General features: G+C 41.5%; 1 pseudogene. It reads right to left on the bottom strand.

What is annotated here, in order from left to right:
- Positions 1–270, bottom strand: a pseudogene (locus tag R0J87_RS20735) (FAD-binding protein); the annotation flags it as partial.

The raw sequence follows: 270 nt of genomic DNA, 5'->3' as shown, positions 1-270 counted from the left end.
GTGTTTTCAGGATGCGAAGTGTAATTTCTGTTGCAATGCCTAATGTTCCCTCAGATCCCACAAATAAGCCTGTTAAGTCATACCCAGGCATTTCGGGAATCGTTCCGCCAATATCGACAATAGAACCGTCTGGAGTAACAATTTTCAGTCCTAAAACATGATTAGTAGTCACACCGTATTTGAGACAGTGAACCCCTCCTGAATTTTCTGCGACATTTCAACCAATGGAACAAATAATTTGACTAGAGGGATCAGGGGCGTAATAAAAAC

Origin of the sequence: Halomonas sp. SIMBA_159 (assembly GCF_046536035.1) — a bacterium.
GTDB lineage: Bacteria > Pseudomonadota > Gammaproteobacteria > Pseudomonadales > Halomonadaceae > Vreelandella > Vreelandella venusta_A.
The sequence above is the reverse complement of the archived record's forward strand: the minus strand, read 5'-3'. Positions and strand labels throughout refer to the sequence as shown.